The organism is Streptomyces sp. NPDC052012 (genome assembly GCF_040689265.1).
GTDB lineage: Bacteria > Actinomycetota > Actinomycetes > Streptomycetales > Streptomycetaceae > Streptomyces.
Window position 1 is genome coordinate 118,036 of record NZ_JBFAXA010000009.1, and the last position, 16,211, is coordinate 134,246.

Here is a 16,211-nt window from a genome sequence, read left to right on the forward strand (position 1 = left end):
TCGATCCGGCCACTCCGTCCTCGACGTGTTCAAGGACGGTACCGCCTTGCGGGTGGGCTCGACGGGCCGGACGGTCCAGACGCCCCGCCGCCAGTAAGGGCGTCCGTCGCCCTCCTCGCTGACGCGATCCGTGCAGCTGCCGCGCACTCCTACACCTCGGTCTCTGTCCCGGCCGCCGACGACCAGCCGGCCCGGACCTTCCGCTGGGGCACCCAGCTCGACGTCCGGCCGGCCAAGGCATTCGGCGACGCTCCGAGATCACCGAACAGGCCGCGTCGCCTTCTACGCCGCCAAGTACGCCACCGAAGCCGCTGAGAACACCGGAACCCTCGACCGCCGCATCGGCGAACTCGCCGAACTCGACCGCCACCAGGTCCCCGCACACCCGCCGACTGATCGAGGCCTGCAAGGCGCTCGACCCGCTGTACCCGGACCGGCGCCTCTGGGCTTGGGCTCACATGCTCGGCTTCCGCGGTCACTTCTCCAGCAAGAGCCGCCGCTACTCGACGACCCTCGGCGCCCTCCGCCAGGCCCGCGCCGACTACCGCGCCGCCCAGGAACACGCCGCTCTCGGCCTCGACGACCACGACCGCGAGCCGGACACGGTCCTGGTCCTCGCGGACTGGCAGTACGCCGGACACGGCCACACCCCCGGCGAATCCGCCCTCGCCGCCACCATCGCCCGCAATCTCCAACTCAACCGAGAAACCGCCTGCGAAGCACTCGCCGACTTGGAAGAAGCCTGATCGTGAAGGACGAGCTGATGACCGTCCCGCAGATCCTTCCCGAGTTGGGCGGTGTCTCGCACCGTACCTTCTACCGCTGGCGAGAACTGGGCGAGGGTTCTGCTGAGGATCCGTTGTGCGAGTACGAGTGATCGCAGACGACGGTAGCTCTGATGCCCCCGGACTTGTTCCGAGGGCATCGGCATGCTTGGCCGGGGTGCGAGGGGCGTTCCTGTCCTCAGGAATTCCGCGCCGGTGCCTCCGGGCTGTATGTCGGGCCGGGCCATGAAGTCAGGCCGGCTTCCATCACTCGTTCAGAGGCGCCTCTCATGCGCATTACGCGCGTGCTGCCCAGAGTTGACCACGACTAGTTGCGTCTACTCACAGGGGTAAAGGATCATGCCGACGTTTGTTGCGCTGCTGAACTGGACCGACCAGGGAATCCGCGGCTACAAGGACACCCCGCAACGCGCCGAAGCCTTCACGGCAGCGGCTCAGAAGCTCGGGGTGAAGGTCCTGAACCTCTTCTGGACCGTCGGCCCGTACGACATCGTGGCTGTCGTGGAGGCGCCCGACGACGAGACTGCCACCGCAGTGCTCCTCCAGGTCGGCGCGCTGGGCAACGTCCGTAGCACGACCCTGCGAGCCTTCGGCCGGGAGGAGATGGACCGCATCATCGCCAAAGCCACCGGCTGAGGGACTTCCCCGTCGAGGTTCTGTTGGTACGAGTGACACGCTCAAGGCGGCCCCCAAGGCACCTGGACCTCTCCCGGCCTTCGGGGATACAGGCATGACCTGCGCTTACGTCCCAAGATCCCGTCCACGCCTCGTCACAGACCCCGACATACGCCCGCTCTGAGCGGCACACGCCTGCACATACGCGAAGACCCCGTCCTCAGCGTTTCCGCTGGTGACGGGGTCTTTGGGCACCTAATCCATGGTGCCCCCGGCAGGATTCGAACCTGCGCACACGGCTCCGGAGGCCGTTGCTCTATCCCCTGAGCTACGGGGGCGTGTCGGGCGCGGTGATCGCGGCGACGGGTAGAACACTACCAGTTCTCGTGGGGTGGTCAGGAACCCGTTTTCACTCCGGCGGGCCCGGGGCGCGTCCACCCGCGGGGGTCGTGTCGCTCGTGCGGGGTGGAAGTCGGGAAAAGCCGGACGCGGCGGCCGGTCCGGACCTACTCTCGAGTTGTGCCAGGCGCTTCGGGCCGGGTGCTTGTTGTGGACGACAACAAGGTCATCCGGCAGTTGATCAGGGTCAATCTCGAGCTTGAGGGCATCGAGGTCGTGACCGCGGCCGACGGTGCCGAGTGTCTTGAAGTGGTTCATCAGGTGCGGCCCGATGTCGTGACCCTCGATGTGGTCATGCCGAGGCTCGACGGGTTGCGGACCGCTGCGAAACTGCGGGCCGATCCGCTCACCTGCGATCTTCCGCTCGCCATCATCAGCGCCTGCAGCCGGCACGAGGTCGACAGCGGGCTCGATGTGGGGGTCGATGCCTTTCTCGCCAAGCCTTTCGAGCCCGGTGAGCTCGTCCGGCTCGTGCGGCAGCTGCTGCGTGGGCGGCCGGGGAGCGAGGCCGACCGGCTCGGGCGTGTACGGCACGTTCCCGTCATCGGCGAGAGCGAGAAGGCGGCCGGGCACTCCGGGGCCTGAGAGCGTCCACATCCGTCCACATCCCGGGACCACCACAAACCGGCTCGCCTACCCACCCCCCTCCTCCCCTACGCTTGTCCCGTGACCCCCGTCGAGCTCTCCCGCACCGTGCTGCGCGCGGTGCGTCGTGCTGTCGACGACGGGGAGCTCAGCGTGGCCGTCCCGGAGCGGGCGGTCGTCGCGCCGCCGGGGCCCGGGGGGTGCGGGGACTACGCCACCAACATCGCCCTCCAGCTGGCCCGGCCCGCCGGACAGCCGCCGCTCCGGGTCGCCGAGGTACTGCGGCCCCACCTGCTGCGCACCGGCGCCATCGCCGACGTCGTCGTCACCGGGCCCGGCTTCCTCAACATCAGCCTGCGGAGCACCGCCCCTGTCGCCCTGGTCCACGAGATCCTGCGCTCCGGGATCCTGTACGGGCACAGCGACGCGCTCGCCGGGCAGTGCTTCCGGCTGGCGGCCCCGGACGAGGTCCGTGCCGTCGTCCACGTCGACGTCCTCGCCCGCCTCCTCCGGTCCCAGGGCGCCGTCGTCCGCATCGAGTGCGAGAGTGGCCGGCCCCGGCCCTGGCCTCGGGCCGAGTGGGTCGCCGTCCTCGGGCTCCGCCTCGGCGAGTCCCGACCCGCCCCGGGTGAGTGCGCCGATGAGCCGTCCCCGGCCGAAACCACCCTCACCCTCCGCCCCGTCCCCGCCCCCACCACGCCCCTCCCCCTCGGCCGCGACGCCGCCCGCTGGGCGCTGCTTCACCCCGCGCCCCACGACCCGCCCCGCATCACCCCCGAGCACCTGAGCCAGCGCGAGGGCAACCCCCTCTTCCGCGTCCGTTACGCCCACGCCCGTACCCGGGCCCTCCTGCGCAATGCCGCCGACCTCGGCTTCACCCCCGAGCCCGGCCTCCACACCGGCCCGGAGAACGGCCCCGAGCCCGGCCCGGACAACGGCCTCCACACCGGCCCCGAGCCCGCCCCCGAGCCCGGCCCGGACAACGGCCTCCACACCGGCCCCGAGCCCGCCCCCGAGACCGGCACCCCCGAGACCGGCAAGGGCAACGGCCCTCAGCTCACCCTCCTCACCGCCCTCGCCGACCACCCCCGCATCCTCACGGCCGCCGCCACCCACCGCGCGCCCGATCGACTCGCCCGGCATCTCGTCACCGTCGCCGATGCCCTGCAGCCGCTGCTCCCCACCGTCCTGCCCCTCGGTGCGGAGAAACCCTCGGCCGCCCACCGCGCCCGGCTCGCCCTCGCCGAAGCCGCCGGGACGGTGCTGGCCGGTGGCCTGTCCCTGCTCGGCATCGACGCACCCGACCACCTCTAGGAAGCCCAAGACCCGTCATGAGCCGTTCCGCACACCCCGCCGGGCCCCGTCACGCCGACGTCCTCCCCGAGGGGCACTACTCCGCACCGCCCGCCGACCTCAACGCCCTCGACCCCAAGGTGTGGGCCGAGACGGTCACCCGTGACGACGACGGTGTCGTCAGCGTCGGCGGCATCGACGTCAAGCGGCTCGCCGAGGAGTTCGGCACTCCCGCCTACATCCTCGACGAGACCGACTTCCGTGCCCGTGCCCGCGCCTGGCGCACCGCCTTCGGCAGCGACGCCGACGTCTTCTACGCCGGCAAGGCCTTCCTCTCCCGCGCCGTCGTGCGCTGGCTGAACGAGGAGGGGCTCAATCTGGATGTCTGCTCCGGCGGCGAGCTGGCCACCGCGCTGTCCGCCGGTATGCCCGCCGACCGGATCGCCTTCCACGGCAACAACAAGTCCATCGGTGAGATCGAGCGGGCCGTCCGCGCCGGTGTCGGGCGGATCGTGCTCGACTCCTTCCTCGAGATCGCCCGCGTCGCGCACATCGCGCAGTCGCTCGGCAAGCGGCAGCGGGTGCAGATCCGGATCACCGTCGGCGTCGAGGCCCACACCCACGAGTTCATCGCCACCGCCCACGAGGACCAGAAGTTCGGCATCCCGCTGGCCGGTGGTCAGGCCGCCGAGGCCGTGCGGCGGGCGCTGCAGCTCGACGGGCTGGAGCTCATCGGGATCCACAGCCACATCGGGTCGCAGATCTTCGACATGTCCGGGTTCGAGGTCGCCGCGCACCGCGTGGTCGGGCTGCTGAAGGACATCCGGGACGAGCACGGCGTCGAGCTGCCCGAGATCGACCTCGGCGGCGGGCTCGGCATCGCGTACACCAGCGACGACGACCCCCGCGAGCCGCACGAGATCGCCAAGGCGCTCACCGAGATCGTCACCCGGGAGTGCGAGGCCGCCAAGCTGCGCACTCCGCGCATCTCCGTCGAGCCCGGGCGGGCCATCGTCGGACCGACCGCGTTCACCCTGTACGAGGTCGGCACCGTCAAGCCGCTCGACGGGCTGCGCACGTACGTCTCCGTCGACGGCGGGATGTCGGACAACATCCGCACCGCCCTGTACGACGCCGAGTACAGCGTCTCCCTCGTCTCCCGCAGCTCCGACGCCGAGCCGATGCTGGCCCGGGTGGTCGGCAAGCACTGCGAGAGCGGTGACATCGTGGTGCGCGACGCCTTCCTGCCGGCGGACCTGGCACCGGGTGACCTGATCGCCGTGCCGGCGACCGGGGCGTATTGCCGGTCGATGGCCAGCAACTACAACCATGTGCTGCGCCCGCCCGTCGTCGCCGTGAGCGGTGGCGAGGCGCGCGTGATCGTCCGGCGGGAGACGGAGGAGGACCTCCTCCGGCTCGACGTCGGCTGAACCCCCAACCACACAGAGCTGCCGGAAGATCTCCCGTCTTCCCGGCCGTGAAAATGAAATACATGTCTCACGATCCGGACGAATGGCAGAAACTCCCGTCCGGTGAGTGAGACTGGTGCAACCGAGACGGTAATCAGGAAACGAGGTCGGATGATGCGTACGCGTCCGCTGAAGGTGGCGCTGCTGGGCTGTGGAGTGGTCGGCTCAGAGGTGGCGCGCATCATGACGACGCACGCCGACGACCTCGCCGCCCGCATCGGCGCCCCGGTGGAGCTCGCCGGGGTGGCCGTGCGGCGGCCCGACAAGGTGCGCGAGGGCATCCCGGCGGACCTCATCACCACCGACGCGACCGCGCTGGTCAAACGCGGCGACCTGGACGTGGTCGTCGAGGTCATCGGCGGGATCGAGCCGGCCCGCACCCTGATCACCACCGCCTTCGAGCACGGCGCCTCCGTCGTCTCCGCCAACAAGGCGCTGCTCGCCCAGGACGGCGCCGCGCTGCACGCCGCCGCCGAGGAGCACGACAAGGACCTCTACTACGAGGCCGCCGTCGCCGGCGCCATCCCGCTGATCCGCCCGCTGCGCGAGTCCCTCGCCGGCGACAAGGTCAACCGGGTGCTCGGCATCGTCAACGGCACCACCAACTTCATCCTCGACAAGATGGACAGCACAGGTGCCGGCTACCAGGAGGCCCTGGACGAGGCCACCGCACTCGGGTACGCCGAGGCCGACCCCACCGCCGACGTCGAGGGCTTCGACGCCGCCGCCAAGGCGGCCATCCTCGCCGGCATCGCCTTCCACACGCGCGTGCGGCTCGACGACGTCTACCGCGAGGGCATGACCGAGGTCACCGCCGCCGACTTCGCCTCCGCGAAGGAGATGGGCTGCACCATCAAGCTGCTCGCCATCTGCGAGCGGGCCGAGGACGGCGCCTCCGTCACCGCCCGCGTCCACCCGGCGATGATTCCGCTCACGCACCCGCTGGCCTCGGTGCGCGGCGCGTACAACGCCGTCTTCGTCGAGTCGGACGCCTCCGGACAGCTGATGTTCTACGGCCCCGGCGCGGGCGGCGCGCCGACCGCCTCCGCCGTGCTCGGCGACCTCGTCGCCGTGTGCCGCAACCGGCTCAGCGGTACGACCGGACCGGGCGAGTCCGCGTACGCCGCGCTGCCCGTCTCGCCGATGGGCGAGGTCGTCACGCGCTACCACATCAGCCTGGACGTGGCCGACAAACCGGGCGTTCTCGCCCAGGTCGCGACCGTGTTCGCGGAGCACGGTGTCTCGATCGACACGGTGCGCCAGCAGGGCAAGGACGGGGAGGCCTCCCTCGTCGTCGTCACCCACCGTGCGTCCGACGCGGCCCTCGGCGGCACCGTCGAGGCGCTGCGCAAGCTCGACACCGTGCGTGGTGTCGCCAGCATCATGCGGGTTGAAGGAGAGTAACCAGCAATGACCCACCAGTGGCGCGGAATCATCGAGGAGTACCGGGACCGGCTGCCGGTATCGGACACCACGCCGGTCGTGACGCTCCGCGAGGGCGGTACGCCGCTCGTGCCCGCGCAGGTGCTCTCCGAGCGCACGGGCTGCGAGGTCCACCTCAAGGTCGAGGGCGCGAACCCGACGGGGTCCTTCAAGGACCGCGGCATGACCATGGCCATCTCCAAGGCCAAGGAGGAGGGCGCGAAGGCCGTCATCTGCGCCTCCACCGGCAACACGTCGGCGAGCGCCGCCGCCTATGCCGTGCGCGCGCAGATGGTCTCCGCGGTGCTCGTGCCGCAGGGCAAGATCGCGCTCGGCAAGATGGGCCAGGCCCTGGTGCACGGGGCGAGGATCCTCCAGGTCGACGGCAACTTCGACGACTGCCTCACGCTGGCGCGCGGACTGAGCGAGAACTACCCCGTGGCGCTGGTGAATTCGGTCAATCCGGTGCGTATCGAGGGGCAGAAGACCGCCGCCTTCGAGATCGTGGACATGCTGGGCGACGCCCCCGACATCCACGTCCTGCCGGTGGGCAACGCGGGCAACATCACCGCGTATTGGAAGGGGTACCGCGAGTACGCCGCCGACGGTGTGGCCACCAGGACCCCGCGCATGTGGGGCTTCCAGGCCTCCGGTTCGGCGCCCATCGTGCGTGGCGAGGTCGTCAAGGACCCCTCGACCATCGCGACCGCGATTCGCATCGGCAACCCGGCCTCCTGGCAGTACGCGCTCGCGGCCCGCGACGAGTCCGGCGGGCTCATCGACGAGGTGACGGACCGTGAGATCCTGCGCGCCTACCGGCTGTTGGCCTCGCAGGAGGGCGTCTTCGTCGAGCCCGCGTCCGCCGCGTCGGTCGCCGGGCTGCTGAAGGCCGCCGAGCAGGGCAAGGTCGACCCGGGCCAGCGCATCGTGTGCACCGTCACCGGCAACGGTCTGAAGGACCCCGACTGGGCCGTCGCCGGCGCCCCGCAGCCGGTCACCGTCCCGGTCGACGCCGCGACCGCCGCCGAACGGCTCGGGCTGATCTAGCCGGAACCGGGGCGAGCCCGGGCGGACCCGGCCGCGGGACCAGCCCTGGCACATCCGGCGTAAGACGGCGCTTACCTGGGGAAGTTCTCTTCAGGGGGGTGCACAGGGGGCTTACGACACGCATCGTGCGCCTCCTGTGCGCCCTATGTCGCCACTGAACCTTCCTTCGATAGGCTGTACTGAACCCGCCTGCCGCATATGCCGCGGCACCGCGTCGTCTCCGCGTCGTCCGAAGGGGTCCGGAAGCGGCCCAGCGGGTCTCCCGTACGTCATCGAATGTCATTCGACAGTCACGCAGCTCAAGGAGAGTCATCGAGAGATGGCCGGTCCCGCGTTCCGCGCCGCCGCCGTCCGGGTGCGCGTCCCCGCCACCAGCGCCAACCTCGGCCCGGGCTTCGACGCCCTCGGCCTCGCGCTGGGCTTGTACGACGACGTGGTCGTCCGGGTGGCCGACTCCGGGCTGCACATCGACATCGCCGGTGAGGGCAGCGAGACCCTCCCGCGCGACGAGAGCCATCTCCTCGTACGCTCCCTGCGCACCGCCTTCGACCTGCTCGGCGGACAGCCGCGCGGCCTGGAGATCGTCTGCGCCAACCGCATTCCGCACGGCCGCGGCCTCGGCTCCTCCTCGGCCGCCATCTGCGCCGGGATCGTCGCCGCCCGCGCCGTCACCATAGGCGCCGAGGCCAGGCTCGACGACACCGCGCTGCTCGAGCTCGCCACCGAGATCGAGGGCCACCCCGACAACGTCGCGGCCTGCCTGCTGGGCGGCTTCACCCTGTCCTGGATGGAGGGCGGCGCGGCCCGCGCCATCAGGATGGACCCGGCCGATTCCATCGTTCCGGTGGTTTTCGTCCCCGGGAAGCCGGTGCTCACCGAGACCGCCCGCGGACTGCTCCCGCGCACCGTGCCGCATGTCGACGCCGCCGCCAACGCGGGCCGTGCCGCCCTGCTCGTCGAGGCCCTGACCAGGCGCCCCGAGCTGCTGCTGCCCGCCACCGAGGACCGCCTCCACCAGGAGTACCGCGCCCCGGCGATGCCGGAGAGCGCCGCGCTGGTGGAGCGACTGCGGGGAGACGGCATCCCCGCGGTGATCTCCGGCGCCGGACCCACGGTCATGGCGCTGGCCGACGCGGAGAGCGCCGACAAGGTCGAAGCACTGGCCGGCACCGACTGGGCCGCCAACCGGCTCAGCCTCGATCTGCAGGGAGCGAGCGTGCTTCCGCTCGCCACCTGACACACGGTTGCCGGATTTCGAGAGGGGGAATGTTTGTTGGATCCGGTAGTGTTAACCTCAAGTCTGCACCCGACCCCACCATGGCGAGGTGCCTCGTGTCCCCGTCCGGGACAGACATTCTTCCGGGAGCCCCCCAAGCCGCACTGTGTTCTCTGCATCGTTCACTGCCTCCCCTGCAGGCATGACGCCGTACGCGGACACTGAACGGCCCGCCGGGCACGCTCCGGAACCGGTGCGACCACGCCACGTGACACTGGGTGCCACGGCTCGAGGAAGCGCCATCACCAGATATTTCCTCCGCCGCTTAGGCGGACCACCGCCCCGGCACGGTTCACACACCAAGGACCGAAGCCGGACAGCACAACCGGTCGCCGAGCCAGACAGGCCGACGTCCGCTCCAGGGAAGGACCCTTCGTGAGCGACACCACCGATCTGATGGGCGCACGTGTCGAGGAGACCGCTGCCGCGCCCGCCACGGACGCCTCCGCGCCTGCATCCGGTGCCGGCTCCCGGCGGCGCCGCGGTACCGGCCTCGAGGGCATGGTGCTGGCCGAGCTGCAGCAGGTCGCATCCGGCCTCGGCATCAGGGGCACCGCGCGGATGCGCAAGAGCCAGCTGATCGAGGTCATCAAGGAGGCGCAGGCCGCGGGTGGCAGTGCCCCCGCGAAGACCGACGCGCCGGCCGAGACCAAGCCCAAGCGCCGCGCCACCTCCAAGGCCCGTACGGGCGAGGCCGCCGAGAAGAAGGCGGACGCCAAGGCCGAGGCCGCGCCCGCCGAGAAGGCGACGGCCCAGCAGCAGATCGAGATCCCGGGCCAGCCCTCCCCGAAGGCCTCCGCCCCGGCCGAGCAGGCCCCCGCCGAGGAGGCCCCCGCCGAGCGTCGCCGCCGTCGCGCCACCGCCGAGGCGGGCGCCCCGGCCGCGACCGAGACGATCACGGCCGAGGCCAGGACCGAGCAGAAGGCCGAGACCCCCGCCCAGCAGCAGGGTCAGCAGCCGTCCCAGGGCGACGCCAAGTCCGACGGTGACGGTGGCGAGGGCCGCCGCCGCGACCGCCGTGAGCGCGGTCGTGACCGTGACCGCGACCGTGACCGGGGCGACCGCGGTGACCGGGGCGACCGCGGTGACCGCCGCGGCAAGGGCGACGACCAGCAGCAGGGCGGCCAGGGCCGTCAGCAGAACCAGCAGGGCGGCGGCCGTCAGGACGACGGCTACGACGAGGACGGCGGCGGCCGGCGTGGCCGTCGCGGGCGCTACCGCGACCGCCGTGGCCGCCGTGGCCGCGACGACGTGCAGGAGCCGCAGATCGCCGAGGACGACGTCCTGATCCCGGTCGCGGGCATCCTGGACATCCTCGACAACTACGCGTTCATCCGGACCTCCGGCTACCTGCCCGGCCCGAACGACGTGTACGTCTCCCTCGCCCAGGTCCGCAAGAACGGCCTGCGCAAGGGCGACCACATCACCGGTGCGGTCCGCCAGCCGAAGGAAGGCGAGCGGCGCGAGAAGTTCAACGCGCTGGTGCGGCTCGACTCCGTCAACGGCATGGCGCCCGAACACGGCCGCGGCCGCCCGGAGTTCAACAAGCTCACCCCGCTGTACCCGCAGGACCGGCTCCGCCTGGAGACCGACCCGGGCGTGCTGACCACCCGCATCATCGACCTCGTGTCGCCGATCGGTAAGGGCCAGCGCGGTCTGATCGTGGCCCCGCCGAAGACCGGCAAGACCATGATCATGCAGGCGATCGCCAACGCGATCACGCACAACAACCCCGAGTGCCACCTGATGGTCGTCCTCGTCGACGAGCGTCCGGAAGAGGTCACCGACATGCAGCGGTCGGTCAAGGGCGAGGTCATCTCCTCGACCTTCGACCGCCCGGCCGAGGACCACACGACGGTCGCCGAGCTCGCCATCGAGCGGGCGAAGCGGCTGGTCGAGCTCGGGCACGACGTCGTGGTGCTGCTCGACTCCATCACGCGTCTGGGCCGCGCGTACAACCTGGCCGCGCCCGCCTCGGGCCGCATCCTGTCCGGTGGTGTCGACTCGACCGCGCTGTACCCGCCGAAGCGCTTCTTCGGTGCGGCGCGGAACATCGAGGACGGCGGTTCGCTGACCATCCTCGCCACCGCCCTGGTGGACACCGGGTCCCGCATGGACGAGGTGATCTTCGAGGAGTTCAAGGGCACGGGCAACGCCGAGCTGAAGCTCGACCGGAAGCTCGCGGACAAGAGGATCTTCCCCGCGGTGGACGTGGACGCGTCCGGTACGCGTAAGGAAGAGATCCTGCTCGGGGCCGAGGAACTGGGCATCGTCTGGAAGCTGCGGCGGGTGCTGCACGCGCTGGATCAGCAGCAGGCGGTCGAGCTGCTGCTCGACAAGATGAAGCAGACGAAGTCGAACGCCGAGTTCCTGATGCAGATCCAGAAGACCACGCCGGCGCCGGGGAACGGGGACTAGTCGCCGTTGAGCCGACTGTTCGCGGTCGGCTGCGGGTTGTGCGTGGTTTCTCGCGCAGTTTCCCGCGCCCCTAGGCATCTGAGGGTCGCCCTTCTTGTGAGGGCGGCCCTCTTTGCTGTTCGTGGGCGGGGTACGATCTCGCCCTTCGAACTTGTGATCCCTAGGGGGGACCTGCGTGGGTACATCCATGTCCGGGGGCGGTCGGCACAGACGTAGCGTGCGCTTCGGCCTGCCTCTCGCCGCCGCCGGTGTCGCCGCGGCTGTTGCCGCCGCGCTGCTGAGCTCGTCCGCCGGAGCCGCGACCGCGCTGCCGCAGCCCACCGTCGATCCGGTGATCAGCTCGCCGTCGCTCGCCGAGCTGAAGCAGCGGGTGGCCGGGGCGATGGCCGGGGACGACGTGGCCGGGAAGACGAGCAAGTCCTCCCTGAGCAGCGGCACGGCGCAGCAGCGGCTCGTCGTCGATCCGAAGATCATCGGCGGCAACGAGACCAGCATCGCCTCGGCGCCCTGGATGGCCCAGCTGCACTACTACGACGACCGGGGCACCAGCGGGACGACCGACGACATCGGCTTCTTCTGCGGTGGGGCCGTGGTCGCGCCGACGAAGATCCTCACCGCGGCGCACTGCGTCAAGGGGTACGACTGGCACGCCAACGGCGCCGTCGTCACCGGGACCGCGCAGCTGCCGTCGGACGGCGGCAGCGACCTGCACGGCGGCACCGTCACCGGGGTGTGGCGGCAGTGGAACCACCCGTCGTACAACGCGACCACCATCGACAACGACATCGCGGTGCTCACCCTGCCGGCCCCCGTCAGGGCCACCCCGATCCGCATGACGACCTCCGGCGACACCACCTCGTACGCCGCCGGGACCAGCGCCAAGGTCTACGGATGGGGCCGCACCAGCTCCACCAGCGACGCCATCTCCGAGACGCTGAAGGCGGCAACGCTGCCCGTCCAGTCCGACACCACCTGCGCGAGCGCGTACGGCGCGGACTTCGTCAAGGGGCACATGGTGTGCGCCGGCCAGCCCGCGACCGGCAGCGACGCCGGCACCACCACCGCCTGCAACGGCGACTCCGGCGGCCCGCTGGTGGTGAACAACCGGATCGTCGGCGTCGTCTCCTGGGGGGTGCAGGACTGCGTCGCCGAGGGCGCCTACAGCGTCTTCGCCAAGGTGAGCAGCTATGTCGGCGCCGCCTACCCGCGCATCGACGACACCAACATCAGCGGCGACCACCGGGCCGACCTGTGGGTGCGCAACGCCTCGACGACGACCGGCTACTCCAAGGACTCCAAGGGCTCCTCGTTCGCCGCGCGGGAGTCCTGGGGCAGCTGGAAGGGCGTCAACCTCGTCCTGCAGACCGACCTCGACCGGGACGGCTACCAGGACCTGGTGTACCGGCGCAGCAGCGACGGCGACGTCTTCTGGACCCACTACGTGATCTCCAGCGGCACCTGGTCCACCAAGCGCCTGGCCGACAACTGGAAGACCCGCACCCGCATCGTCACGCCCGGTGACGTCACCGGCGACTACCTGCCCGACCTGCTGTCCGTCGACTCGGCCGGCGTGCTGTGGATCTACCCGGGCCAGGGCAACGGCTCCTTCTCCGCCCGTGTGAAGGTGGGCTCGGGCTGGAACCAGTACAACTCGGTGCGCGGCCACGGCGACTTCACCGGCGACGGCAAGACCGACCTGATCGCCCGGGCCTCCTCCAACGGCTATGTCTACCTCTACAAGGGCACCGGGAAGGCCGGGACCGGAGCCTTCTCCGGCCGGGTCAAGGTGCGCACCTGGACCAGCACGACGTACAACGCCTTCGACGCGGTCGGCGACGTCAGCGGCGACGGCAAGGCCGACTTCCTGGCCCGCACCCCCGGCGGCACCCTCTATCTGTACAAGGGCACCGGAAAGGCCACGAGCGAGATCTTCGCCACAAGGATCTCCGTCGGCACCGATTTCAAGCAGTACGACATCTTCGGCTGAAACCGCAGGTGAGCGGTGTGCTCACCGTTCCCGACCAGCCTGCTCCGGGCCCGGCCGGCCACCGGCCGGGCACAGAGCGCCGTGCAACCCTGTGCCGGGTTTCCCCGTCTGACCGGAACAGCGCGACGATAGGTGCTGTACGGGTCGTGAACCGGCCAAGTCTGGCATCGAGCGCAGGGGGTAACCGACCGGACGAGAGCTGAGGAGCACATGTCTGCCGAGAGCACACCGGGCCCCGGTATAGCGGGAGAGTCCGGCACACGGGCCGCACGCCCAGGGGGCAAGGGGCGCCGCCGCAAGCCGCGCGACAAGCGGCCCAAGGGCATGAAGGTGATGGCCTGGACCGCAGCCGGCATCGTCGTCCTCGGCGGCACCGGCATCGGATACCTGTACTTCAAGCTCAACGGCAACATCAACAGCGTCGACATCGACCAGGCGCTCGGCACCGACCGGCCCGAGAAGGCCGACAACGGCTCCGAGAACATCCTCGTCCTCGGCTCCGACACCCGCTCCGGCAGCAACAAGGACCTGGGCGGCGGCACCGACGACGGCACCGCCCGCTCCGACACCGCGATGATCGTGCACGTCTACGAGGGCCACAAGAAGGCCAGCGTCGTCTCCATCCCGCGCGACACCCTCATCGAGCGCCCCGAGTGCACCGACACCGACGGCACGAAGCACCCCGGTGCGCAGAGCGCGATGTTCAACTCCGCGTACGCCACCGGCGGCGCCGCCTGCGCCGTGAAGACCGTCGAGTCGATCACCGATCTGCGCATGGACCACTACCTGGAGGTCGACTTCGCCGGCTTCCAGAAGCTCATCGACGAACTCGGCGGCGTCGAGGTCACCACCACCGAGGACATCAAGGACCCCGAGAGCCATCTGGACCTGAAGGCCGGCACCCACCAGCTCGACGGCGAGCAGGCCCTCGGCCTGGTCCGCACCCGCCACGGCGTCGGCGACGGCTCCGACCTCGGCCGCATCCAGCTCCAGCAGGCCTTCATCAAGGCCCTGGTCAAGCAGGTCAAGGAAGTCGGCATCTTTACCAACCCCAAGAAGCTGTACGACCTCGCCGACACCGCCACCAAGACGATCACGACCGACTCTTCCCTGGGCTCGGTCAACTCCCTCATGTCCTTCGCCAACGGCATGAAGGGCATCAGCCCGGCCAACATGCACATGGTCACGATGCCGGTCCAGTACGACCCGGCCAACCCCAACAGGGTCCTCCTCCAGAAGAAGAAGGCAGACCTGGTGTGGGAGGCCCTCAAGAACGACAAGCCGATCCCGAAGTCGGCCACGCAAGGCACGGCCAGCGGCGAAGCCAAGGGTGTGGTGAGTCCCTGAGGGGCGCGGGGAACTGCGCGAGAAACCCAAGACGGTCCGCAGGGAACAAACAACGGCAACCCCCGGTTTTGGGAGAAGGCCCCAGTCCTGGCAGACTGGTACGTCGGCTCCGGTTCACGCTCCCGCACCCCGCGGCCAGCGACCCGGCGCCCTCCCGAAACCTAGGAGACACCTTGAAGCGCGACATCCACCCCGCGTACGTCGAGACGCAGGTCAGCTGCACCTGCGGCGCGTCGTTCACCACCCGCAGCACCATCGAGTCCGGCACCATCCGGGCCGAGGTCTGCTCCGAGTGCCACCCGTTCTACACGGGCAAGCAGAAGATCCTCGACACCGGTGGCCGTGTGGCCCGCTTCGAGGCCCGCTTCGGCAAGGCCGCCGGCTCCAAGAAGTAGCGAGCCCCATTTCGCCGGTCCACGGTCACGCCCCCCGGGGTGTGCCCGGGACCGGCGTTTTTGGTCGCCCGCCCTTCACCCCCGTACCAAGCAGGAGCCCAAGATGTTCGAGGCCGTCGAGGAACTCGTCGCCGAGCACGCCGACCTGGAGAAGAAGCTCGCCGACCCGTCGGTCCACGCCGACCAGGCCAACGCGCGCAAGCTGAACAAGCGTTACGCCGAACTCACCCCGATCGTCGCCACGTACCGCTCCTGGAAGCAGACGGGCGACGACATCGAGACGGCGCGCGAACTGGCCGCCGACGACCCCGACTTCGCCGCCGAGGTCAAGGATCTGGAGCAGCAGCGCGAGGAGCTCACCGAGAAGCTGCGGCTGCTGCTGGTCCCGCGCGACCCCAGCGACGACAAGGACGTCATCCTCGAGATCAAGGCCGGCGCCGGCGGTGACGAGTCCGCCCTGTTCGCCGGTGACCTGCTGCGCATGTACCTGCGGTACGCCGAGCGGGTCGGCTGGAAGACCGAGATCATCGACGCCACCGAGTCCGAGCTGGGCGGCTACAAGGACGTCCAGGTCGCCGTGAAGACCCGCGGTCAGACCGAGCCCGGTCAGGGCGTGTGGGCGCGGCTGAAGTACGAGGGCGGCGTGCACCGCGTGCAGCGCGTCCCGGCCACCGAGTCGCAGGGCCGTATCCACACCTCGGCCGCCGGTGTGCTCGTCACGCCCGAGGCCGAGGAGGTCGACGTCGAGATCAACCCGAACGATCTGCGTATCGACGTCTACCGGTCCTCCGGTCCCGGCGGCCAGTCCGTGAACACCACCGACTCCGCGGTGCGCATCACGCACATTCCGACCGGAGTCGTCGCCTCCTGCCAGAACGAGAAGAGCCAGCTGCAGAACAAGGAGCAGGCCCTGCGTATCCTGCGCTCCAGGCTGCTCGCCATGGCGCAGGAGGAGGCGGAGAGGGAGGCCGCCGACGCCCGCCGCAGCCAGGTCCGCACCGTCGACCGCTCCGAGAAGATCCGCACCTACAACTTCCCGGAGAACCGCATCTCGGACCACCGCGTCGGCTTCAAGGCGTACAACCTGGACCAGGTCCTGGACGGCGACCTCGACGCGGTGATCCAGGCCTGCGTCGACGCGGACTCGGCCGCCAAGCTCGCGGCCGCGTAACT

Annotated in this window: 12 protein-coding genes, 1 tRNA gene and 2 pseudogenes; 14 read left to right on the plus strand and 1 reads right to left on the minus strand. The window is 70.3% G+C overall.

From position 1 onward, the window contains the following. Positions 1 to 57: 57 nt before the first annotated feature. From repSA to AB0412_RS17830, 3 genes and pseudogenes are all read left to right on the plus strand, one after another. Positions 58 to 746, plus strand: a pseudogene (gene repSA, locus AB0412_RS17820) (replication initiator protein RepSA); the annotation flags it as partial. A 17-nt stretch (positions 747 to 763) separates the two neighbouring features. After that, a pseudogene (locus AB0412_RS17825) lies at positions 764 to 850 on the plus strand (excisionase); the annotation flags it as partial. Between the two features lie 274 nt (positions 851 to 1,124). Then, positions 1,125 to 1,421: a GYD domain-containing protein gene (locus AB0412_RS17830; protein ID WP_366403502.1), complete on the plus strand. Its 297-nt coding sequence runs from the start codon at positions 1,125 to 1,127 to the stop codon at positions 1,419 to 1,421. A 242-nt stretch (positions 1,422 to 1,663) separates the two neighbouring features. Here AB0412_RS17830 and AB0412_RS17835 read toward each other — a convergent pair. Continuing rightward, a tRNA-Arg gene (locus AB0412_RS17835) sits at positions 1,664 to 1,738 on the minus strand. Positions 1,739 to 1,865: 127 nt separating this feature from the next. Here AB0412_RS17835 and AB0412_RS17840 point away from each other — a divergent pair. The 11 genes from AB0412_RS17840 to prfA all read left to right on the plus strand — a co-directional run bounded on the left by AB0412_RS17840 (position 1,866) and on the right by prfA (position 16,209). After that, positions 1,866 to 2,384 (plus strand): response regulator, encoded by a 519-nt coding sequence (locus AB0412_RS17840; RefSeq protein ID WP_366403503.1) that lies wholly within the window; start codon positions 1,866 to 1,868, stop codon positions 2,382 to 2,384. A gap of 81 nt (positions 2,385 to 2,465) precedes the next feature. Beyond that, positions 2,466 to 3,698: an ArgS-related anticodon-binding protein NrtL gene (nrtL, locus tag AB0412_RS17845; RefSeq protein WP_366403504.1), complete on the plus strand. Its 1,233-nt coding sequence runs from the start codon at positions 2,466 to 2,468 to the stop codon at positions 3,696 to 3,698. 17 nt (positions 3,699 to 3,715) lie between these two features. Beyond that, positions 3,716 to 5,107 (plus strand): diaminopimelate decarboxylase, encoded by a 1,392-nt coding sequence (gene lysA, locus AB0412_RS17850; RefSeq protein WP_366403505.1) that lies wholly within the window; start codon positions 3,716 to 3,718, stop codon positions 5,105 to 5,107. Positions 5,108 to 5,257: 150 nt separating this feature from the next. After that, entirely contained in the window at positions 5,258 to 6,550 is a 1,293-nt protein-coding gene (locus AB0412_RS17855; protein WP_366403506.1) for a homoserine dehydrogenase, read from the plus strand. 6 nt (positions 6,551 to 6,556) lie between these two features. Next, complete coding sequence (gene thrC, locus AB0412_RS17860; protein ID WP_366403507.1) at positions 6,557 to 7,615, plus strand: threonine synthase; 1,059 nt, start codon at positions 6,557 to 6,559, stop codon at positions 7,613 to 7,615. 319 nt (positions 7,616 to 7,934) lie between these two features. Continuing rightward, the gene (thrB, locus tag AB0412_RS17865) at positions 7,935 to 8,852 is read left to right on the plus strand and encodes a homoserine kinase (protein ID WP_366403508.1); all 918 of its coding nucleotides are present in this window, start codon (positions 7,935 to 7,937) and stop codon (positions 8,850 to 8,852) included. Positions 8,853 to 9,266: 414 nt separating this feature from the next. Further along, a complete protein-coding gene (gene rho, locus AB0412_RS17870; RefSeq protein ID WP_366403509.1) occupies positions 9,267 to 11,309 on the plus strand; it encodes a transcription termination factor Rho in 2,043 nt (680 codons plus the stop codon). A 187-nt stretch (positions 11,310 to 11,496) separates the two neighbouring features. Further along, complete coding sequence (locus AB0412_RS17875) at positions 11,497 to 13,296, plus strand: trypsin-like serine protease (protein WP_366403582.1); 1,800 nt, start codon at positions 11,497 to 11,499, stop codon at positions 13,294 to 13,296. A 210-nt stretch (positions 13,297 to 13,506) separates the two neighbouring features. Then, the gene (locus tag AB0412_RS17880) at positions 13,507 to 14,643 is read left to right on the plus strand and encodes an LCP family protein (protein WP_366403510.1); all 1,137 of its coding nucleotides are present in this window, start codon (positions 13,507 to 13,509) and stop codon (positions 14,641 to 14,643) included. A gap of 173 nt (positions 14,644 to 14,816) precedes the next feature. After that, complete coding sequence (gene rpmE / locus AB0412_RS17885) at positions 14,817 to 15,038, plus strand: 50S ribosomal protein L31 (protein ID WP_030740744.1); 222 nt, start codon at positions 14,817 to 14,819, stop codon at positions 15,036 to 15,038. Between the two features lie 103 nt (positions 15,039 to 15,141). Beyond that, positions 15,142 to 16,209 carry a peptide chain release factor 1 gene (gene prfA, locus AB0412_RS17890; RefSeq protein WP_366403511.1) on the plus strand — a complete coding sequence of 356 codons (1,068 nt, stop codon included), beginning with the start codon at positions 15,142 to 15,144 and terminating at the stop codon, positions 16,207 to 16,209. Positions 16,210 to 16,211: the final 2 nt, after the last annotated feature.